The organism is Povalibacter uvarum (genome assembly GCF_014202975.1).
In the GTDB taxonomy this organism is placed as follows: domain Bacteria; phylum Pseudomonadota; class Gammaproteobacteria; order Steroidobacterales; family Steroidobacteraceae; genus Steroidobacter; species Steroidobacter uvarum.
In genome coordinates this window covers 531,801-553,512 of record NZ_JACHHZ010000003.1, presented here as the reverse complement: position 1 = coordinate 553,512, position 21,712 = coordinate 531,801, and the positions used below count along the sequence as shown (strand labels likewise).

Annotated in this window: 23 protein-coding genes; 10 read left to right on the top strand and 13 right to left on the bottom strand. The window is 63.1% G+C overall.

Annotated elements, in window-relative coordinates; translation table 11 throughout:
- Positions 1-15: 15 nt before the first annotated feature.
- The 4 genes from HNQ60_RS13740 to HNQ60_RS28100 form a co-directional block, all read right to left on the bottom strand.
- The gene (locus HNQ60_RS13740) at positions 16-1,077 is read right to left on the bottom strand and encodes a hypothetical protein (RefSeq protein WP_184332692.1); all 1,062 of its coding nucleotides are present in this window, start codon (positions 1,075-1,077) and stop codon (positions 16-18) included.
- Positions 1,074-2,246, bottom strand: coding sequence for an MFS transporter (locus tag HNQ60_RS13735; protein WP_184332690.1), 1,173 nt, complete (start codon positions 2,244-2,246; stop codon positions 1,074-1,076). Before HNQ60_RS13735 ends, HNQ60_RS13740 begins: the two co-directional genes overlap by 4 nt.
- A gap of 20 nt (positions 2,247-2,266) precedes the next feature.
- Positions 2,267-2,950 carry an alpha/beta fold hydrolase gene (locus HNQ60_RS13730; protein WP_221304197.1) on the bottom strand — a complete coding sequence of 228 codons (684 nt, stop codon included), beginning with the start codon at positions 2,948-2,950 and terminating at the stop codon, positions 2,267-2,269.
- 74 nt (positions 2,951-3,024) lie between these two features.
- Positions 3,025-3,723: an aminoglycoside 3'-phosphotransferase gene (locus HNQ60_RS28100; protein ID WP_221304196.1), complete on the bottom strand. Its 699-nt coding sequence runs from the start codon at positions 3,721-3,723 to the stop codon at positions 3,025-3,027.
- A gap of 126 nt (positions 3,724-3,849) precedes the next feature.
- On the opposite strand from HNQ60_RS28100, the gene HNQ60_RS13720 reads away from it, so the two are divergent.
- Positions 3,850-4,152: an antibiotic biosynthesis monooxygenase gene (locus HNQ60_RS13720; protein ID WP_184332684.1), complete on the top strand. Its 303-nt coding sequence runs from the start codon at positions 3,850-3,852 to the stop codon at positions 4,150-4,152.
- 6 nt (positions 4,153-4,158) lie between these two features.
- On the opposite strand, the gene HNQ60_RS13715 is transcribed toward HNQ60_RS13720, so the two are convergent.
- From HNQ60_RS13715 to HNQ60_RS13705, 3 genes are all read right to left on the bottom strand, one after another.
- Complete coding sequence (locus HNQ60_RS13715; RefSeq protein WP_221304195.1) at positions 4,159-5,601, bottom strand: cation:proton antiporter; 1,443 nt, start codon at positions 5,599-5,601, stop codon at positions 4,159-4,161.
- Positions 5,602-5,678: 77 nt separating this feature from the next.
- Positions 5,679-5,909: a tautomerase family protein gene (locus HNQ60_RS13710; protein ID WP_184332682.1), complete on the bottom strand. Its 231-nt coding sequence runs from the start codon at positions 5,907-5,909 to the stop codon at positions 5,679-5,681.
- Positions 5,910-6,212: 303 nt separating this feature from the next.
- Positions 6,213-6,995 (bottom strand): DUF7003 family protein, encoded by a 783-nt coding sequence (locus HNQ60_RS13705; protein ID WP_184332680.1) that lies wholly within the window; start codon positions 6,993-6,995, stop codon positions 6,213-6,215.
- Between the two features lie 237 nt (positions 6,996-7,232).
- On the opposite strand from HNQ60_RS13705, the gene HNQ60_RS13700 reads away from it, so the two are divergent.
- Entirely contained in the window at positions 7,233-7,577 is a 345-nt protein-coding gene (locus HNQ60_RS13700; protein ID WP_184332678.1) for a YybH family protein, read from the top strand.
- 15 nt (positions 7,578-7,592) lie between these two features.
- Here HNQ60_RS13700 and HNQ60_RS13695 read toward each other — a convergent pair whose 3' ends face one another.
- On the bottom strand, positions 7,593-8,126 hold the full coding sequence (locus HNQ60_RS13695; protein WP_184332676.1) for a YybH family protein: 534 nt from the start codon (positions 8,124-8,126) through the stop codon (positions 7,593-7,595).
- A 104-nt stretch (positions 8,127-8,230) separates the two neighbouring features.
- On the opposite strand from HNQ60_RS13695, the gene HNQ60_RS13690 reads away from it, so the two are divergent.
- On the top strand, positions 8,231-9,238 hold the full coding sequence (locus tag HNQ60_RS13690) for a LysR family transcriptional regulator (protein WP_184332674.1): 1,008 nt from the start codon (positions 8,231-8,233) through the stop codon (positions 9,236-9,238).
- Between the two features lie 11 nt (positions 9,239-9,249).
- On the opposite strand, the gene HNQ60_RS13685 is transcribed toward HNQ60_RS13690, so the two are convergent.
- Complete coding sequence (locus HNQ60_RS13685) at positions 9,250-10,296, bottom strand: zinc-dependent alcohol dehydrogenase family protein (RefSeq protein ID WP_184332672.1); 1,047 nt, start codon at positions 10,294-10,296, stop codon at positions 9,250-9,252.
- A 127-nt stretch (positions 10,297-10,423) separates the two neighbouring features.
- Here HNQ60_RS13685 and HNQ60_RS13680 point away from each other — a divergent pair, with 127 nt between their 5' ends.
- Positions 10,424-11,614, top strand: coding sequence for a DUF1624 domain-containing protein (locus HNQ60_RS13680; RefSeq protein WP_184332670.1), 1,191 nt, complete (start codon positions 10,424-10,426; stop codon positions 11,612-11,614).
- 117 nt (positions 11,615-11,731) lie between these two features.
- On the top strand, positions 11,732-12,139 hold the full coding sequence (locus HNQ60_RS13675; protein WP_184332668.1) for a hypothetical protein: 408 nt from the start codon (positions 11,732-11,734) through the stop codon (positions 12,137-12,139).
- Positions 12,140-12,253: 114 nt separating this feature from the next.
- Here HNQ60_RS13675 and HNQ60_RS13670 read toward each other — a convergent pair whose 3' ends face one another.
- Positions 12,254-12,736, bottom strand: coding sequence for a hypothetical protein (locus HNQ60_RS13670; RefSeq protein WP_184332666.1), 483 nt, complete (start codon positions 12,734-12,736; stop codon positions 12,254-12,256).
- 116 nt (positions 12,737-12,852) lie between these two features.
- On the opposite strand from HNQ60_RS13670, the gene HNQ60_RS13665 reads away from it, so the two are divergent.
- The 4 genes from HNQ60_RS13665 (at position 12,853) to HNQ60_RS13650 (ending at position 18,746) form a co-directional block, all read left to right on the top strand.
- Complete coding sequence (locus HNQ60_RS13665; RefSeq protein WP_184332664.1) at positions 12,853-13,968, top strand: M23 family metallopeptidase; 1,116 nt, start codon at positions 12,853-12,855, stop codon at positions 13,966-13,968.
- A gap of 61 nt (positions 13,969-14,029) precedes the next feature.
- On the top strand, positions 14,030-15,853 hold the full coding sequence (locus HNQ60_RS13660; protein WP_184332662.1) for a monovalent cation:proton antiporter-2 (CPA2) family protein: 1,824 nt from the start codon (positions 14,030-14,032) through the stop codon (positions 15,851-15,853).
- Positions 15,854-15,855: 2 nt separating this feature from the next.
- The gene (locus HNQ60_RS13655) at positions 15,856-16,323 is read left to right on the top strand and encodes a YaiI/YqxD family protein (protein ID WP_184332660.1); all 468 of its coding nucleotides are present in this window, start codon (positions 15,856-15,858) and stop codon (positions 16,321-16,323) included.
- Between the two features lie 173 nt (positions 16,324-16,496).
- A complete protein-coding gene (locus HNQ60_RS13650; RefSeq protein WP_184332658.1) occupies positions 16,497-18,746 on the top strand; it encodes an ATP-binding protein in 2,250 nt (749 codons plus the stop codon).
- Here the strand turns inward: HNQ60_RS13650 and HNQ60_RS13645 are convergent.
- Positions 18,743-19,141 (bottom strand): YciI family protein, encoded by a 399-nt coding sequence (locus tag HNQ60_RS13645; RefSeq protein WP_184332656.1) that lies wholly within the window; start codon positions 19,139-19,141, stop codon positions 18,743-18,745. The genes HNQ60_RS13650 and HNQ60_RS13645 overlap by 4 nt on opposite strands.
- A 13-nt stretch (positions 19,142-19,154) precedes the next feature.
- Entirely contained in the window at positions 19,155-19,619 is a 465-nt protein-coding gene (locus HNQ60_RS13640) for a hypothetical protein (protein ID WP_184332655.1), read from the bottom strand.
- Positions 19,620-19,837: 218 nt separating this feature from the next.
- Between HNQ60_RS13640 and HNQ60_RS13635 the strand changes: the two genes are divergently transcribed.
- Complete coding sequence (locus tag HNQ60_RS13635) at positions 19,838-20,767, top strand: M14 family metallopeptidase (protein ID WP_184332653.1); 930 nt, start codon at positions 19,838-19,840, stop codon at positions 20,765-20,767.
- On the opposite strand, the gene HNQ60_RS13630 is transcribed toward HNQ60_RS13635, so the two are convergent.
- On the bottom strand, positions 20,761-21,702 hold the full coding sequence (locus HNQ60_RS13630; protein WP_184332651.1) for a 2-hydroxyacid dehydrogenase: 942 nt from the start codon (positions 21,700-21,702) through the stop codon (positions 20,761-20,763). The two genes, HNQ60_RS13635 and HNQ60_RS13630, sit on opposite strands and share 7 nt — an antisense overlap.
- Between the last annotated feature and the right edge of the window lie 10 nt (positions 21,703-21,712).

The following is a 21,712-nucleotide window of genomic DNA, read 5'->3' as shown; positions in this document are numbered from 1 at the left end:
ACCCGCTGCCGCAACTCACCTGTGGAGCAACGCAGCGATCGCCGCGTAGTCGAGAGCCTGGCGCGAGGCCACTTGCCACTCGTGATCCTCGTCGGTGGCGACGCTGTGTTGCGGAATGACCAGCAGCCGGATCCGTTGCGGATCGGCTTTGGCATTCGATGAGCCGACCTGCACGATCGGCCGGCCCTTGGGATCGTCGACTCGCTGAATGACACCCATGTACGCCGCGCCGCTGATCGTGGCCTGCTCGCGCAACTGAGAGGCGGAGAAGGACGCGCGATACTTGTCGAAGGCTTCACGCGTGCGAGCCACAGCGTCATTCGATTGATCGTAGGCGCGAGCTTCGTCGGCACGGAGCTTCGCGAGATCGCGCTCCATCTTCGCGCGCATCTTGTCGGCCGAAGCCGGATCCATCTTGATCATGTTCTCGTAAGCGGCCCGCAGCTGCGCCTCTCCGCGACCACGAGATGCCGACTGCTGCTGCCAGTCAGCCTCGCGTTTCACGATCTCTCGTTCGCGCCAATCGAGGGCTTCCGCAATCGTCACCGGCGTCCATGGCTGTTCGCCAGATGAACTCATCATCATGAGCGCATCCGCCGCATTGTCGCCGCGGACATACAGCGGAAAACCGGCGAGATCAGCGGCACGACGCGGCGCCAATCGCGCGGGCAGTTCGCTATCGCCCACCCTGCCGCCGAGCATCGCGTCGGGATCGTTGATGTAGACCGCGATCTGTCCGTCGGCAAGCCCACCGCCGCGATCAGCGAACTGGCTGACCTGGCACCCGCCTCCGACCCATGCTTTCTTGTTGTACGCCGTCGTGATCACGGATGCCGCGGCGGCCGAATCGCCGTAGTAGCTGATCGACGTGCGTACGCGCACCGGTTCGTTGCCCGCCATGAATGTCGCGTTGCGCTTGACGATGGCCTCGATACTGCGCGCCGCACGGCGTACAGCTTCCGAACCGGGTTGCCGCGCGTTGTATCCCTCCTCCCGCGTCGGCACGATGCAATCGAGCTCCGCGACGGCAGTGACAGGCAGGAAGAGACACAGAAGCGATGCGACTATTTTTCTCATGCCATTTCCCGAACTGAAGGGCGAAGTCGTTCCAGAAGTGAGTACGCGACCAGCAGCACCGTCCACCCGACGATGAGCAACACGGGAATCGACTCCAGGCCCAGCTTCTGTGCGCTCACGCCACACAGCCCCGGCAAGGCAGCGATCCCGATTGCTCCGACAGAGATCTGAAGACCGACCGCATTCGCCGTGTGCTGCGAACCCACTCTGGCAGGTGTCGTGGCGATCATCGACGGAAAGATCGGTCCGGAGGCGAAGCCGATCAGTGCTATCGCCGCCGTATCGACTAGGGGATGCAGCTGCAGAGCGACCACGATCATACCGACGAGCGCAGTCGCGATGCATATGCCAATGACGACAGTCGGACGAACCCGCGACGGCAGGAACGCGTAACCCAACCGGCTCGCGAAGAGCCCGACCCAGTACAGCGTCACGGCAGTCCCCGCTGATACCGTCGCAACGCCTCGGGCCTCATACAGGAGCGAGAAGATCCACGCGCCCGCTCCCGCCTCGCAGCCGGTGTAGATCATGAAGATCACCAGCGAGAGCTGCACTTTGCCGAGCTTCAGTGTCTCGATCAGTCTCGCGGGCTTCTGGCTTTCATGCGCCGGACCGGCGCGGGGCCACAGCCGACGCGTGGAAAGAAACAGCGCCGCCATCGCGATCTGCACCGCGACGATGATCCAGTAGCCGGCTTGCCATTGATGTCCGGACGCGAGGGTTGCCGTCATCAACGCCGGACCAGCGGCAGCGCCAACGGCGTAAAACGCGTGAAGCACGTTGACCACGCGCGCGGAATACTGAACCGCTGCGTGCGTATTGATAGCGGCGTCGATGGCACCTGCACCGAAGCCCGTGAGCAGGCCCAGGGCCACCACGAGAGACCACATCGGCACGAGCGTGTAGCCGAGCAGTGCGATACCGGTCAGAAAGCAGGACAGCGCGAGCAGTGTGCCGATGCTCATGCGCGAGAGAATCACGCCGGAACAACTGCTGGCGATGACCGCACCTGTCGTCGCGGTAACGAAGAGCGGCCCGAGCGCATCGATCGACAAGCCGAAGTCCGCGCGAATCGCCGGCCAGGCCACACCGATGACGGCGTCGGGCAATCCAAGCGCGACGAAGCCCGCGAAGCACAGGACAAGGGGGATGAGGAATCTCGCGTGCATCCTCGCAGGTTAGCAGGGCGCTATGGGGTAGCGCATTCGCGGAGCCATTCCCGAAGCACTTCGTTCGTCTCCTCCGGACTTTCCAACGGCGGCAGATGTCCGCACTGCCGAAAGATGTGCAGCTTCGCCGCTGCAATCGCGCGATGTATTTCGACGGCATCGGCTACGGGTGTCAGCCGATCGCTATCGCCCACAGCCACGAGCGCAGGCACTGAGATTTCATGAAGCAGCGGTCGCGAATCCCGCCTGCGAAGGATGGCAGTCTGCTGGCGGAGGAACGCGGCATCACCCACTCGCTGGGCCATGCTCTTGACCACCTCTCCCACCGGCCCCGTCACATGCGATGCGTGAACGAGTTGCGGCAGCAATCGGTTCGTCACTCCCGAAAACTTGCCCGCTTGCAGCGATGCAATCCCGGCTATCCGCTGCTTGGTGCGGATATCGTCATCAGGGGCCGCGCTCGTATCGAGCAGCGCCAGCCGCGTCACTCGCTGCGGCGCCTGTCGCAGAATCTCGAACGCGACGTAGCCTCCCATCGACAACGCAGCGAGCGCGAACCGTTCAGGCGACGACGCGAGCGTGCGCTCCGCCATGGCGGCGATGCTGTCGTCGAGCGTGAGATCGGCGATGACCGGGTCGGCGATGTCCGCCAGCGCGTCGGCCTGCTGGCGCCAGAGAACCTCGTCGCACAGCAACCCGGGCAAAAAAACGAGCGGTATCCGGCTCAAGTCCCAGCCTCACGATGAAATCCCGGCGGCATTGTCCCGCAAGTCGGCCGTCAACGCAGTCCGAGGAGGCCCAATTCCCGGGTGACCACCGAAGAAACCCCGATGCTGTCTTCGTTGTCCCAAAGGAAGCGGTAATAGCCAACCCTGTACTCGTCTTTCCGGATGCCGTACGCATCGAAGAAGGCATCTTCCCAGCCGGCACCGTAGTTGTAGTCGAGATTCATGCTCGCGACGGCGAGATCCGCCCAGCGATCAGCAACACCGAGCGAGCCCATGTCGACATGGCCGGCAGGACTGCCGTCGTCCGCGATGATCGTGTTCGGCGAACACGGATCGCCATGACACACTACCAGCTTGTCGACCGGCGGTACGCGAAGTTCCTCGGTCGCCACTCGATGCCCGACTCGCGCTTGCACCGCCCATTGAAACGGACACTCGGCAACGGGAAGCGCGTCGTGCAGGAGCCGCAATCCGCGACCGATGGCACGCGCCGCCTCCAGCGGCCGTCCGATCCAGGCTTCGGTTACCGCGCCACTGCCTCGCAGCGCCGAGGTGATCAACCACTGTGCTTCTTCATCCGCTCCCGCCCCGAGAACGCGAGGGACAGAGTGATACTGCACTGCCCACTCGAGACGCAGTCGCTCCGCATCTAGATCGATGCCGGTGTTGCGCGGATTCCATTTCAGGAACCTGTCACCGATACGGAAAGTGGTGCCGCCACGTTCGTTGGTCCAGACGAGTCGGGGCACTTCGCCCCTCGAAAGCCGCTGGATAGTCTCAGGCACTGAATCAGGCTTGGATTGCACGCTACATCAGGTTGTAGGATGGCCCGGAAGTTCCGTGACGACTCTGCACGCCGCGGCTCGGAGGCATCAATGATCGCGCGACTCTGGACCGGCCGTGTACCGAACGACAAGGCCTCGGCGTACCTCAAACTGATGCACGACGTCGCGATCCCGGACTATCGCTCCGTAAGCGGCAATCAAGGTGCGTGGTGCCTGCACCGCGTCGATGGCGAGCACACGGTGGTCTCGATGCTCACGTTCTGGATCGACTACGCCGCCATCGAGCGTTTCGCCGGGACGCCGATCGACACTGCGAAGTACTACGACTTCGATCCCGACTTCCTCGTCGAGATGACTCCGCGCGTCGAGCACTACGAAGTCATCTCCAGCTGATACGGGTCAGGCCCGTGACGGCTCGTGATCGGAATCGAGCTGCCCATGACGCACGCCCAGCAATGTCAGCAGCGGCCCCGTCATCATCGTCGTGACGACGGCCATGATCACGAGCATCGTGAAGATACGCGGCGAGAGAATTCCCAGGTCATAGCCGATGTTCAGGGCAATCAGCTCCATGAGGCCGCGCGTATTCATGAGCGCTCCGAGCTGCAGCGATTCACGCCAGTTCATTCCGGTCACGCGCGCCGTCACTGCGCTGCGACCCAGCTTGCCCAGCGTCGCGATGGCAATGATCGCAAGACAGATCATCCAGTCTTCCACGCCGTTCAGCAGCCCGATTTCCGTCCGAAGCCCGGTGAAGGCGAAGAACAGCGGCAGCAGCAACACCGAGCTGAACTTCTCGAGCAGCGTCGTGATGCGACGGCGGAATTCACCAACGTCCGGCATGATCGCACCGGCGAGGAACGCACCGAACAAAGCGTGGATACCGATGATCTCGGTGCTCAGGGCGGCCGCAATGACCACGCAGACGATGATGCCCAATGTGCCGCTCGACGGATCTTCGCGAGTGAGCTGATCCCTGCCGATCCAGGCCGGCAGTGCGCGTCGCACGCCCAGCGTCATCATCGCAATGAATGCCAGCGCCATCAGCAGCGTGAATCCCGAGGCGATCACGCTCGTCGCCTTGGCGATCGCCACGACGAACGCCATGATGCTCCATGCAGTCACGTCGTCCACCGCGGCGCAGGTGATCGCGGTGCTGCCCAGTGCGGTCCGCGAAATCCCGCGCTCCTGCAGGATGCGCGCGAGAACAGGGAACGCGGTGATGCTCATCGAGATGCCCATGAACAGAGCGAACCCCAGGAAACTCGCTTCCGGGCCCGCCATGTCGGTGAACAGGAAGTAGGCCGACACCACGCCGAGCAGGAACGGAAGCACGATGCTGGCGTGACTCACCGCGACGGCAGTCGTCGCCTTGCTGCGGACGTGGCTGACGTTCAACTCCATACCCACGGTGAACATGAAGAGACAGATGCCGACCTGGCTCAGCAGCCGCAACGTACCGAGCGATTCCGTCGGAAAGACGAAGGCGAACCATTCCGGCGCCAGCAGACCGAACAGCGAGGGACCGAGGAGAATGCCTGCGGACATCTCGCCCACGACCGCGGGCAATCCGATTCGCACGAAGATCATTCCGACCACGCGACAGGCTGCGATCACCACGAGCAACTGAATGAACAGGTGGCTGAGCGGATGATTCAGGTTGCCCGTCAGATTCTGAACGAAGGCGGTCGCCGTGGCGGGTGCGGTCGCGACCTGCTCTGCGGCAACCGCGCTGCCTTCCGGAACCGGCAGCGAGCTGCCCATCCGCACGACGCCGAAAATCGCGACCGTCGCGATCACGATCGTTGCGACGTAGAGACTGGCCTGCTTCAGGGACTTCATGACTGGGCACGGGTCGGGCTGGGAGTGCCGTATTGTGAACAGAGGCGCGGCCCTGCGCCATCGGGCCTGCCCGGCGGTCAGCTCATCTCGTAGCCCGGTTTCTTATAGAGCTTGTCCGCGTTGCCGACGATCTGCGGCTTGTAGACCGCCTCGGCCCAAGCCGCCGATTCGACGTCCTCGATCGCGACGGAGATGGAGGCCTCGGTCGATCCCATGACCGTCATGAGGTCCCTGACGATCGCTTCGGTCAACCGGGATTTCTGTTCCTCGGTCTTGCCGGGCCAGAGCTTGACGATGACATGAGGCATGACGACTCCCGCTGAATGAATGAGCTTAACAATTCAGTAACAGAATCCGCGGCGAATACCGGCCGTACTACGACTATCGTCCGAGGAAACTGCGTCGCGGTCCGTGCGATTCTCACATCCGACCGAGCAAGTTCTCCTACGACTAAGCTAGACTTTCGCGCCCGCAACGGATGTCCATTCTGGTCTTGAAAGGGATTTCGCAGTGATCGTCCTGCTCGTTCTCGCCTCGTTCCTCCTCGTCATGCATCTCGCGTTTCGCCGCTAGCGCAATCCGCGATCTGTCGACGCATGTCCCGTGGCGCTCTACAGCGATCCGGCGGCGGGCCAGTTCGTCCAGTGATTGTTGGGCTCGAGCGTCGGACGATACCGGGCGGGATCGCGATGCACGAGCACATCGGCGAGCAGGGGATAAGTCTCGTAGGAACTCGGCGCCTCGCCGATGAAGTCGTGCCCAGCGGGATAGTAGTGCCACCATCGGTGATGCCATTGATCGAGGGTCATGAGCATCGGCACATCCGGATCGAGATGCATGCGCTTCTCGGCGTCAGTCGCCCGACAGACGTCCGCATATTCGAATGCCACATAGCGACCGACGTCCTCGGCATGCGCCCCCTTGGGCCAGGATCGTGATTCGATATTCGGTACCCAGCGGCTCAGGTCCGCCGGCACGCGAAAGGTTTGGTCACGCATTGTGATATCGAAGGGCTGCGTACTTCCCTGGAAGTGCTGCACTGCCTCATGCATCGGCCCACCTTCTATCAGCGTGATGAACTCCACGTTGTACGTGTACTGATCCTTGTCGCCTGCGGGTTTCAGATCGCGCAGTGCATTACCCAGCCAGGTGATCGTCGACGAGAACCGGCCTGCGCGTGGGTTATAGCCACTGACGTCCGAAACCAGCGCCCAACGCGAGTCGTCCGCATACAGCGTCAGCCTGGAGTTCGCGGTGTAGACGTAGGGATGCCCGAGATCGACGAAGGACCAGCAGAGGTTGTCCTTCAGACATCGGTCGAGGAATCCGACGATGTCGGCGGCCGTGTACTGCGTACCCATGGCGGCAATCCTTTCGACGCGGCTCTTCAGCATGGAGCGGTGCGGTCATCCTACTCCCGCGGCGCCGCCGAAGCTTCACGCATCGGACAGATTCCAGCCCACGATGCCGGTGATGATCAGCGACAGATCGATTTCGTCCGTCGAACTGTCCTCCCGCGGCCGACAGCAATTCGGTCCCGATCGCGCTACGGTTGCACCACCGTCAACCGTCGCATGATCGTCATGAGCACCGGAAAAATCGAACCTTCGCGCCCGCAGGATTGGCCAGCGATGTTCACCAAACTGCTGCACACAGGCGACATCGACGGAATGCTCGGTCTCTACGCGGCAGACGCCTGCTTCGCAAGACCGAACGGCGACGTTCTCATCGGCCATGAGCAACTGCGGCCTATCCTGACTTCGCTCGTCAAGGAAGACAGGCGCATGGAAAGCGAAGTGATCCAGGCCGTCGTGTCGGACGACATCGCCATTCTCTACACAGACTTTCGCGGCACACGCGTCGACACCGCTGGCGAGCGCGTCGATGTGCGAGACCGTGCGATCGAGGTACTGCGCCGTCAGAGCGACGGCAGCTGGAAACTCATCATCGGCGATCCGAAAGGACGGCAGCGCTGAGCGCCGCCGCCACGCTCAAACGCGCTCGCCCCGCGCGATTGTTGCCGCCTGCGCGAGACTCATCGATTCGACGATCGGGTCCGCATGCCGATGGGCAAGGCGCCACGATCCTGCCTCCTTGCGATAAACCAGCGTGACGCGCAGCGACCAGTTCTGCGCCGGCAGTCCACCCACTTCCACATTTGCACGTTCGATGACGGCGAGAACGACCATGTCGCCCGAGCCATAGGCATGAACCACCTCCTGCTCCAGCGTACCGTTCCTGAAGAAGCGTCCCATTGCCTCCCACCGCTCAGCCGTCATCTCGGCACCACGCGTCGGGCGCCCGCCGAACGGCGACATCAGCGTGAAGTCATCGGTGAGCGTGATCAGCGCCCGATACCGCTCGATGTCGCCACGCATCAGTGCCGCATTCGCATCCGCCGATCGCCGAATGAGCCCGGCGATCTCATCGGCAACGGGTCGATCCGGGGCGTCGGCGCCCTTCAGATCGAACGACGCCAGGGCAGCGCCAGCCGCGGTCAGAACCGAACGTCTCGAAGGTGACATGTCCATCTCCTGAAATCTCCTCGTCGCATCGTCAGGGCGGTTCGCCCTGACGAGGAGGATCGCCTGGTTCCTTCTGCTGAATCCATTGATATGATTTCAGCAATATGCTGAATGAAATCGATCTCGGGCGGACCGACCTGAACCTTCTCGTGCTCTTCGATGTGGTTCTCAGGGAGCGCCACGTCGGCCGTGCGGCCGAGCGGCTGCATCTGTCGCCGTCGGCGGTGAGCCATGGACTGGGAAGGCTGCGCCGCCTGTTGAACGATCCGCTGTTCCTCAAGACGCCCAAAGGAGTCGTACCAACTGCACGCGCGATGCAGCTGGCGGATCCCGTTTCGGAAATCCTCGCGCGAGTGAGCAGCGTCGTTGCAAGCGCCGCTCCCTTCGACGCCGCGCGCTCGATCCGGCGGTTCACGATAGGTGCGCCCGATGGCGTTTCGACCGTAATCCTGCCGCCGCTTCTGCACGAACTGAAACGAGCACCGGGGATCGATATCAGCGTGCGCCAACTTCTGCCGTTGCCCAGTGAGACGTCACCGGATCGCGCATGGCGCACCGCGTTCTGCGATCTGGAGTCACGCGCGATGGACATTGCGATCATTCCGTCGGATCACATCCCCACGCGTTTTCATCGGCACGTGTTGTTCGAAGAGGATTTCGTGATCGCGGCTCGCGCGAGGCACCCTCTGGCGCGAAGACTCACGCTCGACCGGTATTGCGACGCCCAGCATCTGGTCGTCTCGCACACCGGCGATGCGTACGGCTTCGTGGATCGGATTCTCGAGGAGCGCAATCGCCGGCGACGCGTCGCACTGACCGTGCCGAACTTCATGTTCGCTTTGCCGATCCTCGCCGAGACGGACCTGATCGCCGCGCTGCCCCGGCGATTCGCAGCGATGCATGCGGCGAGATTCGGTGTCGTTGCCCTGGAAGCGCCGCTGCCGCTGGGAAAGTTTCAACTCCACGGTGTCGCCTCCGGCGCGGCGATGATGGATGCCGGAGTCGCGTGGCTCTTTGAAGTGCTGCGAGCGGCGGTTGACCGGAGGTCATCCCCGCGAAAGCGGGGATCCATGCCCCGAGCCAAAGCTGGATCCCCGCTTTCGCGGGGATGACGCGGCGGGGGCTATTCCTGGAAAGCGGAGATCACCGTAATCCCCGTCCCCGCAAACTGATCCATGGCCATCAGTGCCGCTGGCGCATCCGCGAGCGGGATCGTCCGACCGATGAGCTTTTGCGGAACCAGCTTGCCGGCACGAATCATCTCCAGCAACGCGTCGTAGCGGAATGCCTGCATCCCATGACTGCCCAGGATCCGCAGCTCGTGCGCAATCACCTTGTCCATTGGAATCTTCGGATGCGCATGGTCACCCAGCATCAATCCGATCTGCACGTGGCGCCCGCGCCGACGCAAACACGCGATGGAGTTGAAACAAGTCGCGGGATGGCCGAGCGCATCGATCGATACGTGAGCACCGCCGCCTGTGACGGCCTTCACCGCATCCACGACGTCCTGGCTTTCTGACGCATCGACGACGGCAGCGGCACCGATGCTGCTCGCGAAGCTGAGCTTGTCGGCACCGATGTCGACCGCGACCACGCTCGCACCCATCGCATTCGCAATCATGATTGCGGAGAGACCGACGCCGCCACAGCCATGGACCGCAACCCACTCGCCCGGCTGCACGCAAGCGAGATCGACGACGGCGCGGAAAGAGGTCACGAACCGGCAGCCCAGGCTCGCGGCCGTGACGAAATCCGTCTCCTCCGGCAATCGCACGAGGTTCAGGTCGGCGCGTTCGAGCGCCACATACTCGGCGAATGAGCCCCACGCCGTGAATCCGGGCTGAAACTGGTTCTCGCAGACTTGCTGATTGCCGGACGCGCATTCCTGACAGCGCCCGCAGCCCGCGACGAACGGAACGGTGACCCGATCCCCTTTGCGCCATCTCCGCACGTGCGATCCGACTTCGACCACGGTCCCCGCGAGCTCGTGGCCTGGAACATGAGGCAACCGGATATCGGCGTCGTGCCCCATCCACCCATGCCAATCGCTGCGGCACAGACCCGACGCATGCACCTGCACGACGACACCCTCGGGACTCGCTGCCGGCGTCGGCACGTCCTGCAGTCGCGGCGGGGATCGGAACGCTTCGTAGTAGACGGCTCGCATATGAGACTCTGGGAATCTGCGCTGAACGGATGGTACACCGGCCTTTTCATCCACCGGCAATCCCCGACCCGTATGTGACCTGCTCCGTCATTGACTCGGCGAACGGGGCTGCGCACGATGCCGTCGCATGACGCAGCAAGTGCCCGGCCAGGCCCAACTGAATCGTCTCGGCATCGCCCGCCTCGACAGCGTGGACATGCTGCGCGGCTTCGTGATCGCCCTGATGGTGCTCGACCACGTCCGCGACTACTTCCACGTGCACGCGTTCGTTTTCGACCCCCTCGATCCGGCCCGAACCAGCGTGGCTCTCTATGCCACACGCTGGATCACTCATCTGTGCGCACCGACATTCGTGTTTCTTTCCGGTGTGTCGATCCATCTGCAGCGGGCCCAAGGGAAGGACACGGCCACACTGTCCCGGTTCCTCCTCAGCCGCGGCCTGTGGCTCGTGCTGCTCGAGTTCACGCTGATCTCGTTCGGATTCAATTTCGGTTTCGTGCTGTTCGCGCAGGTCATCTATGCGATCGGCGTCGGCATGATCCTGCTCGCCGCATTGATCTGGCTGCCTCAGCGCGTCGTGCTGGCAATCGGCTTCCTGATCGTTGCGGGACACAACGTGCTGGTGCCGATCGATGCACAGTCGCTGGGTTCGCTCGCGGTTCTGTGGCGAGCCGCATTCGAACCCGGACTCGTGGCGGGTATGCCCGGCTTCGTGGCGTATCCGTTCATTCCCTGGTTCGGAATCATGTGCGTGGGTTACGGACTCGGTGGCCTGTTCCTGAAGCCGGAGCCGGAGCGGCGGCGATCGACCATCCTGCTGGGCACCGGTGCGCTGGTGCTTTTCGTCGTGCTTCGCCTGGTGAACGGTTACGGCGATCAATTGCCCTGGCGTGAATACGAGACGAGTGGTCGCACCCTGCTGTCGTTCTTCAACGTGTCCAAGTACCCGCCGTCGCTTCTCTACGTCCTCGCGACGCTGGGCGTGTCGTTACTGCTTATGCCGCTGCTCGAACGATTGCGCGGAACAGCAGCCAGCGCCCTGCTGGCCTTCGGTCGCACGCCGCTGTTTACATATCTGCTGCACGTCTACATCGTCCACGGCTCGGCGCTTCTGATCGGCGTCGCGCTGGGATTCCCGGCGAAGATCTTCTGTAATTTCATCGTGGACCCGTCGCGGCTCGTGCAGGCCGGCTGGGGCTTTGGACTGGGCATCGTATACATCGTCTGGTTCGGCACTTTATTGACCCTCTACCCCCTTTCCCGATGGCTCGCTGCGGTGAAGCGGCGTCGGCGCGACACCTGGCTCAGTTACATCTGACCTGATCCCCAATTCTGACTTTCGATGCTTGCCCCGGATCGTGGCTTTGACTACGTTATGTGTCCGATTTGCGACCCGGATGCCGTCTGTGTATCCGGGACACCTGAAGGAGGCGAGATGCGTCTGATTACATTGACGGCCCCGTCTGCATTGACGGCGCTGTTTACAGTGACGGCACTGGGCGTTCTGGCGGGGTGCGGCTCTACCCCTCCGGAGTCGCGGACCGCACCTGTCGTTGCGGCGGCAACCACGAGCGCCCCTGCGGCCGCGACTGAGCCGGCGGCCACCGGGGAGACGAGCGAAAAGAAGCCGTTCAAGCCCCCGCCCGGCTACAAGGTCAAGATCGACGACTGGGATATCGTCTACTGCAAGAAGATCCCCCTGCTCGGCTCGCGCTTTCCCAAAGAGGTCTGCATGACCGAGCCGCAGCTGAAGGAACACCTGGCCGCGATGGAAACGATGAAGCGGGACAAGGAACAGATCTCGCACGTGTGTTCGCAAGCCGCCGGCTGCGCCAACCCGTAAGTTACCGGCCCGCGGCGGGTCGCTGCGATTGCGCGGCGGCCCGCTTGCCTTCTCATATAAGTGTGCCGGCGACGACGATGTCGGGTTCGATCCGAAACGGACAGCCCGACGCGATCATCGTGATTCCTCCACGAGACGGCGGCGCGCCTCTCCCCACTCCGACATGAACTCGCCCTGTTCGAGCAAGTGCATCGCGAGCTCGTCATCCGAGAGTTTGCGCTGAACCGCGAGGTTCTCGAGATAGCGCAATTCCCTGGTCTCATCCGAGTCCACGAGCATCCGCGGGATACCGACGGCGAGCGGTACATTGAGATTCCACAGAACGCGGGCAAGATAGAGATTGATCTCCGCCACGAGCGAAACGATATCGAGCATCGCTTCGTAGCCGGCCAGCGCATCCCGATGAACAACCGTGCTCTTCGGATCGATCGTCGACCAGTCGAAGTCATCGAGCGTCCTTACGAGAAGCTCAGCGGCCGCATCGACGCTCATCGCTCCCTGATACGTCACGACGCGGCCGTCGCCCGCCCCGAAGGCGATCACTGTGTAGGGCGAAGCGGGCAGATCGATGTTGTGGGAATCGTTGATGCTGGCCATGACCACATGAAACCGTGCCGGGCCGGAGAAGGCAACAGCTCCGGGCGACCTCTCCAGGAGGTCCGCCTGCCGCAAACCTGTCGGAACCGGGTCGCTCGAAGCCGTATTCTTTGGTCATGCTCAAACCCCATCACGCATTCGTCGCCCTTCTCTGCCTGACCGGATCCGCGACAGCCCAGGGACAGATCGCCGAGTCCTTCGACGTTGCCGTGCTTCAGGCACCAGCACCGGTTCGCGTGGACGGCGGGCAGCGACTTCTCTACGAAATCCATCTCACGAATCTCGCCAGCCGGCCGCTCGCAATTTCGCGGATCGAAGTCGTCGATGCCGCCACAGCGGCCCGGCTGGCCGCGTACGACGAAGCGCAACTCAAACCGCGGACGGTGGTGATCGGCTCACCCGATCAGCAATCGCTGCAGGTCTCACGCGGAGATCGCGTCGTTGTGTTTGTCGAACTAGAGCTGGGTGTCCGGAATCCGGCCGCGCTGCGCCACGTCATCCAGTACGCAGCGAACGACAAGACTTCGTCGCTGACGACAGCCTCGGTCCCCGTTGCAAAACCCGCACGCCTGGAGCTCGGACCACCGCTTCGAGGCGGCCCATGGGTCGCCATCTACAACTACGACTGGCAGCGCGGCCATCGCCGTGTCTTCTACACACTCGAAGGCAGAGCGCGTTTGCCTGGGCGATTCGCCATCGACTGGGTGAAGGTCGACGACCAGGGACGAACCGAGGCTGGCGACGCGGACGTTCCTGCAAATGCATTCGGCTACGGTGCCGAGGTGCTGGCCGTAGCTGATGCCACCGTGATAGCAGTCCGGTCCGACCTCGCGGAGAGTCCTACTGTTTCCGGAAACGGCAAGCATTCGCTGGCGGATGCCGCGGGCAATCACGTCGTGCTGGGGCTCGCTGATGGGCGCTTCGTGATTTACGAACACCTGAAACCAGGCAGCGTGACGGCATCAGTCGGGAGTCGCGTGCGCCGCGGCCAGGTCATCGGTGCCCTCGGGTTCACAGGGGATTCGACCGGCCCGCATCTGCATTTCCACATTGCCGACGCAGGCGCGCCTTTGACCGGAGAAGGCCTGCCCTATGCGTTCTCGCAGTTCATCAGCCTCGGACGCTATCCGGACATCGCGAACGGCCTCGGATCGAAGCCCTGGGAAAAGAGCGGACCGGAGCAGATCGATTCCGCGTTTCCCGGGCCGGGAGTCGTCATCGACTTCAAGTGATGCCGGCGGGCATGGAAAGACGGCATTGGGGGTGACACGAAATCTTGCTACCTTGGAACGCATGGCCGTTGAACAAGATTCCCACCTCCTCGTCAGCGTCGTCGCCCTGCTCGGGGCCGCAGTCGTCGCCGTTCCCCTGTTTCGTCGCCTCGGTCTCGGCTCGGTCCTCGGCTACCTTGCCGCTGGCCTGGTCATCGGTCCGTTTGGTCTCGGCTGGTTCAGCGATCCGAAGAGCATCCTGCACGTCGCCGAACTGGGCGTCGTCATGTTCCTGTTCGTGGTCGGACTCGAAATGCGGCCATCGCATCTATGGCATCTGCGTGGCCAGATCTTCGGACTCGGAACACTGCAGATCCTGGCGTGCATCGCCGGATTGACCGGCGTCGGACTGGCGTTCGGCTTCTCCCTCGTCGTCGCATTCATCGCTGCGGCGGGATTCGTGCTCACGTCGACCGCGATCGTGATGCAGCTGCTGGCTGAGCGCGGCGACATCGCACTGCCTCGCGGCCAGAAGATGGTGTCGATCCTGCTCTTCGAAGATCTGCTGATCGTGCCGCTGCTCGCCATCGTCAGCCTGCTCGCGCCCCGGGCGGCGGCAGAAACCGGAACGCACTGGGTCGGCATCCTCGTCGGTATCGGCTCCCTCGCAGGACTCATCGCCGTCGGCTTGTGGGCGCTGAATCCGCTCTTCGCGCTGCTCGCTGCAGCACGGGCCCGCGAGGTGATGACCGCCGCGGCGCTCCTGGTCGTCCTGGGTTCAGCGCTCCTGATGGAGATGGGCGGGCTGTCGATGGCGATGGGCGCGTTCATCGCTGGCGTGCTGCTCTCGGAGTCGACGTTCCGTCATCAACTCGAAGCGGATGTTGAACCCTTTCGCGGCCTGCTGCTCGGCCTCTTCTTCCTTGCCGTCGGCATGGCGCTCGACCTGTCCGTGGTCGCGGCAAACTGGAAACTGATCGCGGCTGTGGTGCCGGCGATGATGGCGGCAAAAGCACTCTGCATCTATCTCGTCGCGAGACTGACGCACAGCTCGCATGCTGAAGCGCTCGATCGCGCAGTCATCATGGCGCAGGGCGGCGAGTTCGCTTTTGTCCTCTTCGGCGCCGCCGCGATCACCGGGATCATCGATCCGGGCGTCAGCGCGAACCTCACCGCCGTCGTCGTGCTTTCGATGGTGCTCACCCCGCTCGTCGTCCTGGTCATGCGACGCTTCGCGCGTCCCGAAGCCGAGGGCATGGAAGGAATCGATGTCGCCGAGGGATTGAGCGGTTCGGTGCTCCTCATCGGCTTCGGTCGCTTCGGCCAGGTCGCGAGCCAGGCGCTGCTTGCGAGAGGTGTCGACGTCAGCATCATCGACACGGACATCGAGATGATCCGCAGCGCGCAGGAATTCGGCTTCAAGGTCTACTACGGTGATGGCTCGCGTCTCGACGTGCTGCATGCCAGCGGCGCCGACAAGGCTCGCGCAATCGCCGTGTGCGTCGAGAATGCGGAGACCGCGACCCGCATCGCTACGCTCGTTCGCGCGGAGTTCTCGCAAGCACGGTTGCTCGTGCGGTCGTTCGATCGCCAGCACGCCCGCGAGCTCGTCGGCATCGGCATCGACTACCAGATTCGCGAGACGTTCGAATCCGCGTTGCGATTCGGGGAGGAAGCGCTGCGACAGCTCGACGTCAGCGACGAAGAAGCCGCCGAGATCGCCGCGCTGATCCGCAGCCGCGATGCCGAGCGCTTCGCGATGGAGCTGGCGACAGGCGGATTGCAGGCCGGCAAAGTCCTGCTGTACAGCAACGCAGCCCCGGCACCGCTCAAGCCAACACCACTGAGCACACCGCGGCGCGAGAGCGAAGCGCTGAACGATCTGCCGCAGACCGAAAGCCGCTGACTGTGAAGATCTGGGTCGACGCCGACGCCTGTCCGGGGGTCATCAAGGAGATCCTCTTTCGCGCTGCCGAGCGCACGCGCATCTCTACGACCCTGGTTGCCAATCAACCGATGCGGATTCCTCCTTCCCCGTACATCCGGTTCACTCAGGTCGCCGCCGGATTCGATGTCGCGGACAAATACATCGCCGAGCAACTGAGCACGAACGATCTCGTGATCACCGCTGATATTCCTCTGGCTGCTGCCGCGATCGACAAGGGCGCACACGCGCTGAATCCGAGGGGCGAGCTCTACACGAAGGACAACATCCGCGAGCGCCTTTCGATGCGCAACTTCATGGATGAACTGCGCGGCAGCGGTGTCGTGACAGGCGGCCCGGCGCCGCTTGGGCCTCGCGATCGCGAGGCATTCGCCAACAGCCTCGATCGCCTTCTCCGCAAGCTCGCCCCTCCGCCTGAAAGCACGGCCTAGAGCGGCCGGCGTCCGGTCGTATAAGACCTTCTCCTAAGTGTGGCGCGGGAGCCGGCCCTCCGTACCGCAAGGGATTCCCCGCGTCGCCGGGTGCCGGGATACTGGATGGGATATGTCAGAGTCGCCCGCCATCCCGCCGTTCGCTGCAGTCCGATGATCCGGCTGCGCGCCTCATGAGTATTCTGGCCTGCATCGTCGCCGGACTGGCCAGCGCGTGCGCCTATGCGGGCGTCGCGCACCTGGTCGCGGGGCTGCGGCAGTCATTCCGTGCTGTTCACCTTGTCTTCGCGCTGCTTGCGATACTCGTCGCAGGGCATGCGCTCTCGCACATCGGCGTCTACTCCGCGCAAGACGTCGAGTCCTATCTCGCCGCGTCGAACTGGTCGAATCTCCTGGGCGCCGCGTCGATGGCGGTGCTGCCCTGGTTCGCTTACGTCTACGCAGCCGCCCGCAAACGCTGGATTCCGACAGTGTTGTCCGCGTTCTACATCCTCGTCATCGTCGCGTACGAACTGACGCCGATCGGTTCCCAAATGCGTGCTCCGCCGCAACTGGTCACGCTGATCCTGCCCTGGGGTGAAGAAGCGACGATTCATGTGCTGCCGCATTTGCCCACTGCACTGATGGCTTTCTGGCTGGTCACGGTATGTTGCTACGCGTACATCTATGCCTTGTGCCTGAGTCAGTATCGCCGCGGCCAGCGCAAGCACGCGATCGTCTTCTCTCTCAGCATCACCCTGCTTCCCGTCGCCCTCGTAGCCAACATGTTCGTCCTGCTCGGCGAACTGAACTCGCTGTTCCTGGGCGAATTCGGTTTCGTGTCGCTCGTATTGCTCATGACGCTGTTCCTCAGCAGCGATGAGAGCTATCGCGCGCTGGTGGCACAGGCGTCCGACGGCATCTTCATCTCAACGAGCGACGGCCGGTACATCGACGTCAATCGGGCCGGGCTCGACATGCTCGGCTATTCGTTCGAGGAGCTTCGACGCCTCTACGTCATCGACGTCGTCCAGCGCGAGGAGCACAAACGTTTCGTCGAAGTCGCCAGGCAGCTCGAAACGGGCGAGGCGATCCGCGGTGAATGGCGCTTCCGGCGCAAGAACGGCGCTTCCTTCATTGGCGAAGTGAACGCGCAGATGCTCTCCGACGGCCGCATGCTCGGCGTGGTGCGCGACATCACCGAACACGCGCGGGTTCACAATGCGCTTCGGCTGCTGGCGCAACTCGGTCCTGCGCGCGATGCAGAAGATTTTGCTCATCGCTGCCTCGGTCCGCTGACCGAGGCCTTCGGCGCCGAGCACGCAGCCATCTGCATCCACGAGAACGAATCGCAGTCGCTGCAATCGCTGGCGGTGTGGGCTGAGGGTGCGCCCGGAGGTGCCTTCCGCAGCCCTCTCTCGCTCGCACCGAGTGCACGACTGAACGCTTCCTGCCAGAACATCAGCCTCTCGGACGCAGGGATCGAGTTTCCGGACTACGCTCCGTTCGCGCGGCAGCCGGTCTATGGCTACTTCGGCGCCGGCATCTTCGACGCCAAGGAACGGTTGATCGGCATCGTCGAGGTATGGAGCAGCGGCCCCGTGGAAATCGGTGCGGAGTCGCGACAGATCCTGGAAGTCTTCGCCGATCGCATCGGTGCCGAATTCGAACGCGCTATCGCGCACACACAGTTACAGCAGCTGACCTCTTCACTCGAAGCACGAGTTGCGACGCGAACGGCAGAGCTCGCCGAGCTGAACAAGCAGCTCGAAGCCTTCTCATATTCCGTATCACACGACCTGCGCGCACCTGTACGAGCCGTCAACGCGTTCGCCGGCTTGCTGCTGGCGGAGCAGCCGGCCGCACTGAACGACGAGGCGAAACACTACCTCCACCGCATCAGCGCCGCTGGTGCTCGCATGAACGAACTCATCGAGGGTTTGCTGGTGCTCGCCAGGGCATCGCATCAGCAGCTGCATCGAGAGCCTGTCGATCTGTGCGAGCTCGCCAGGGAAATCGTGAGCTCGCTGCGCGAGAATGACCCGCAGCGCCAGGTCGAGATTGTCTTTCCGCCAGCAGCAATCGTGCAGGGCGACCGGCGCATGCTCAACGTCGCGATGACGAACCTGATCGAGAACGCCTGGAAATACACCCGGAACTCGACCGCCGCGTCCATCGAGTTCTGCCTGCGCCGCGACGGCGACGACACAGTCTTCTCCATCCGCGACAACGGCGTGGGCTTCGACATGCGCTACACGGAGCGGCTGTTCGAGCCCTTCCACCGCCTGCACTCGCCGAGCGAATTTCCGGGCAGCGGGATCGGACTCGCGACCGTCGCACGAATCCTGCAACGGCACGGAGGGCGGATCTGGGCGCAGAGTGCGCCAGGTGAGGGGGCGACGTTCTACTTCACGATACCGGGAGGAAGCCAGCTAGCTGGCTAGCCGGCCCTTCTGCCCGGCGTCTCGTTGGTCTCCACGTACGCCGAACACCGTTCGACTTCGATCGGTCTGACTTCGAACCGCAGTCCGCAGGCGACGCAAGGATTCTTCGCGGCCAGCGCAGCCGCGTCGGCCAGACTTTCGGCGAGGAAGAACCAGTAGCCGCCGATCACTTCCTTCGTCTCGGCGAACGGTCCGTCCGTGACACCGTCCTTGGAAACCATCATCGCGGGCCGCGCGAGTCGCTGGCCTGGCTTCGCCCTGCCGCTCTCGACCAGACCGGCATGCCATTCGTAAAACTCGTCGATGGCCTTCTGAATCCGCTCGGGCGACAGATTCTCGTCCCACTGACCGCGGGAAAGGATCAGATACTCGGAGTACTTTCTGGATTCGGTCATGACTTCACCCTTCTCACGAAACTTCGATGCTGATCGGCGTTCCTTCGACAGCGCGATCGTCTTCACACTTGAGCTTGCTGACCGGAGTGAACGTGATCGTCCCCTTGATGTTGATCGTCGCGACCTTGGTGTGATCCATCCGGAAATCGCGATTCAGGATGGCACCATTCTCCGGCGCGATCGCCCAGTGGACGTTGTCCGCGACTTCCGGCTCATGCTGCGCGGGAGGCTGGTACACCCAGCATTGTCCCTTCTGGACCTCCGCCAGGGGGATCTGTTTCCACTTCCCCTCGGTGCGCCGTTCAACGCGCAGCACGATCGCATCGCCGGGCTTCGCGGTCGTCGACGATGCGGACGCGGTCAGCGTCATCGATTGAGGCTCTTCGAGCACGTACACGAGGCCGCCGCGTTTGCCGCATCCACTGAAGGAAACGGCCAGCACGGTGAGAAGAAGCACGAACAGCGACCGAGAGAGCATTCTGCACCCCGACTATGCGGTGAGACCGGACCGGGACGATATCAGACCCCTGCCCTGGCCGGGAGCGAAAGCCCGGCAGCGCAGGAACATGGATGCGACTCCATCAACAACGCAGGGGCGGAAGAGTTCCCTGCATCGTCGGGAGACCGATCACGGACGCTCGATCCGCGCTGCGTACGTTGCTAGAGTGCCGCGACTTTTTCGATCGAGGAACACAAATGCCGGCTGTATCCAATTTCTACCCCATCGGCACCCCCGGCACTCCCTGGGGCAACGCCGAGCGCGCGGTGTGGTTGTCGAAGCAGTCGCGACAGCGCAGCTACGTCACCGATGTGGTCGAACGGATCGAGCGGCTGTCGACGCGCTTCGACGTCTCTGAATACGGCACTCTGAACTACTCACCAGATCTGTATCGGCTGTTTGCAATCCGCAGCCGCAACTGGCGCGATGGCAAGCCGTTGGTGCTGGTCACCGGCGGCGTACACGGATATGAAACCAGCGGCGTTCATGGCGCGCTGCAGTTCATCGAACAGAGGGCCGCTGACTACGCAGACCGCGTCAACCTGCTCGTTGCACCGTGCATCAGCCCATGGGCCTACGAGCGGATTCACCGCTGGAACGCCAATGCGGTCGATCCCAATCGCTCCTTTCGCGAGAACAGCCCGGCGGGCGAGTCGGCTGCATTGATGCAGCTGATCGCGCCGATGCGAGGAAAGTTCCTGGTGCACATCGATCTGCACGAGACGACCGATACCGACGAGAGCGAATACCGTCCTGCGCTTGCAGCGCGAGACGGAAAGCCATTCGAGCCCGGTGAGATTCCCGATGGTTTCTACCTCGTCGACGACACGGAGAATCCGCAACCCGGATTCCAGCAGGCGATCATCGATGCGGTCGCGAAAGTGACGCACATCGCGCCGTCGGATGAGAAGGGTCGGATCATCGGCTCCGAAGTCGTGGCACCGGGTGTGATCCGATATCCGATGCGCGAACTCGGGTTGTGCGGCGGCGTTGCCGGCGCGCGCTACTCCACGACGACCGAGGTCTATCCCGACAGTCCGCGCGCTACGCCTGAGCAATGCAATGCCGCTCAACTCGCGGCCGTGTGCGCAGCGATCGATTTCGCGCTGTCGCACCTCGATCAGTAGCCGCGCTTTCGCTCCACGACTCCGCTGATCGCCTCGCCTCGCTCGAGGCTCCGGACCTTCTGCGCGACCTGGCGTGCTGATGGCTCGATCACGGTGATCGCCGAGATGTGCGGCGTGACACGAATCTTCGGGTGCATCCAGAACCGATGCTCTGGCGGGAGCGGCTCCTGCCGGAAGACATCGAGCGCCGCACCCGCCAGGTGACCGCTGTCGAGCAGCGCGAGCAACGCTTCGTCGACGAGCAACTCACCGCGCGCAACGTTGATGACATAGGAACGAGGTGCCAGGTTTCCCAGCTCATCGCGATCGAATCGATCGAGAGTCTGAGGCGTGAGCGGAGCCAGTATCACTAGCACTCTGGTGGCGGACAGGAAGGCGTCGAAATCCCCTTCCCCGCCCGATTCCGCGAAGCTTCGGATTCCCGGCATCGAGTGCGGCGAGCGCGAGTAGCCGTTCACTGTGAATCCCACCGCCGCGAACGCGTGAGCTACCTGCTGCCCGAGAACGCCCAGGCCGAAAACGCCGATCGGCCAATCCGCGAGGTCGACCCTGGGCAGTGGCTGCCACGCCTTCGCCCGCTGATGCTCCGCGTACTCCTCACCCTGGCGTATCCATTGGAGCGCCGCGCCTACGCAGTACGTCGCCATTTGATTGCCCATGCCCGCGTCTTCCAGACGAACTACCGGCAGCTCCGCGGGCATGAATGAGCTTGCGAGCAGCTTCTCGACACCGGCGCCAGTGGAGAAGAATGCCTTCAGGCGCTTCTGTCTTGCGAAGAACGCAGCAGAAGGCGCAGCCCATGCGATTGCATAGTCTGCTTCCCGGGTTTCCCCATCGTTCCAGATGAATACTTCGGCGTCGGGCAATTCCCGCGCGAGCGCATTGCGCCAGCGCTCGCACGACACCGGATTGTGATGGGCAACGACGAACCGCATGAGTCACCTT

Coding starts and splice junctions, on each gene's coding strand:
- HNQ60_RS13680 (WP_184332670.1), top strand. CDS start 10,424: ATGACGCAGCAAGTGCCCGGCCAGGCCCAACTGAATCGTCTCGGCATC.
- HNQ60_RS13740 (WP_184332692.1), bottom strand. CDS start 1,077: ATGAGAAAAATAGTCGCATCGCTTCTGTGTCTCTTCCTGCCTGTCACT.
- HNQ60_RS13690 (WP_184332674.1), top strand. CDS start 8,231: ATGCTGAATGAAATCGATCTCGGGCGGACCGACCTGAACCTTCTCGTG.
- HNQ60_RS13665 (WP_184332664.1), top strand. CDS start 12,853: ATGCTCAAACCCCATCACGCATTCGTCGCCCTTCTCTGCCTGACCGGA.
- HNQ60_RS13735 (WP_184332690.1), bottom strand. CDS start 2,246: ATGCACGCGAGATTCCTCATCCCCCTTGTCCTGTGCTTCGCGGGCTTC.
- HNQ60_RS13715 (WP_221304195.1), bottom strand. CDS start 5,601: ATGAAGTCCCTGAAGCAGGCCAGTCTCTACGTCGCAACGATCGTGATC.
- HNQ60_RS13720 (WP_184332684.1), top strand. CDS start 3,850: ATGATCGCGCGACTCTGGACCGGCCGTGTACCGAACGACAAGGCCTCG.
- HNQ60_RS13640 (WP_184332655.1), bottom strand. CDS start 19,619: ATGCTCTCTCGGTCGCTGTTCGTGCTTCTTCTCACCGTGCTGGCCGTT.
- HNQ60_RS13670 (WP_184332666.1), bottom strand. CDS start 12,736: ATGGCCAGCATCAACGATTCCCACAACATCGATCTGCCCGCTTCGCCC.
- HNQ60_RS13685 (WP_184332672.1), bottom strand. CDS start 10,296: ATGCGAGCCGTCTACTACGAAGCGTTCCGATCCCCGCCGCGACTGCAG.
- HNQ60_RS13645 (WP_184332656.1), bottom strand. CDS start 19,141: ATGACCGAATCCAGAAAGTACTCCGAGTATCTGATCCTTTCCCGCGGT.
- HNQ60_RS13650 (WP_184332658.1), top strand. CDS start 16,497: ATGAGTATTCTGGCCTGCATCGTCGCCGGACTGGCCAGCGCGTGCGCC.
- HNQ60_RS13660 (WP_184332662.1), top strand. CDS start 14,030: ATGGCCGTTGAACAAGATTCCCACCTCCTCGTCAGCGTCGTCGCCCTG.
- HNQ60_RS13705 (WP_184332680.1), bottom strand. CDS start 6,995: ATGCTGAAGAGCCGCGTCGAAAGGATTGCCGCCATGGGTACGCAGTAC.
- HNQ60_RS13630 (WP_184332651.1), bottom strand. CDS start 21,702: ATGCGGTTCGTCGTTGCCCATCACAATCCGGTGTCGTGCGAGCGCTGG.
- HNQ60_RS13695 (WP_184332676.1), bottom strand. CDS start 8,126: ATGTCACCTTCGAGACGTTCGGTTCTGACCGCGGCTGGCGCTGCCCTG.
- HNQ60_RS13675 (WP_184332668.1), top strand. CDS start 11,732: ATGCGTCTGATTACATTGACGGCCCCGTCTGCATTGACGGCGCTGTTT.
- HNQ60_RS13700 (WP_184332678.1), top strand. CDS start 7,233: ATGTTCACCAAACTGCTGCACACAGGCGACATCGACGGAATGCTCGGT.
- HNQ60_RS13635 (WP_184332653.1), top strand. CDS start 19,838: ATGCCGGCTGTATCCAATTTCTACCCCATCGGCACCCCCGGCACTCCC.
- HNQ60_RS13710 (WP_184332682.1), bottom strand. CDS start 5,909: ATGCCTCATGTCATCGTCAAGCTCTGGCCCGGCAAGACCGAGGAACAG.